The sequence below is a fragment of the Crystallibacter degradans genome (genome assembly GCF_012952295.1).
Classification (GTDB): Bacteria; Actinomycetota; Actinomycetes; order Actinomycetales; family Micrococcaceae; genus Crystallibacter; species Crystallibacter degradans.
Map to the genome: position 1 here is coordinate 1 of NZ_JABBCH010000100.1, position 354 is coordinate 354.

Here is a 354-nt window from a genome sequence, read left to right on the forward strand (position 1 = left end):
CAGTGGAACGCGAATCCGAGCACCCCCTGGCCGGCGCCGTCGTCAACTACGCCGTCGCCCGGGGCGTGCCCTCGCTGGACGCCGGTTCCTTCCGCAATGTCCCCGGACACGGTACCGGAGCCACCGTGGACGGGCGCCGGGTCCTGGTGGGAAACCGTAAGCTCATGATTGCCGAAGGCGTTGATATTGCCCCCATAGCCGAGCAGCGTGAAACCCTCGCCTCCACTGGCCGCACCGCCGTGCTGATGGCCGTGGACGGCAGCGCCGCCGGTGTCATCGCCCTGGCCGATGCCGCCCGCGAGACCGCTGCCCCCGCCGTGGCGGCCCTGCACGAGGCCGGGATCGAAGTCGTCA

1 protein-coding gene is annotated in these 354 nt (G+C 70.9%); it reads left to right on the top strand.

Features of this window, described 5'->3' with window-relative positions; genetic code table 11:
- A partial coding sequence (locus HGO92_RS23295; RefSeq protein WP_169999128.1) for an HAD family hydrolase occupies positions 1-354 on the top strand: 354 nt, incomplete at both ends.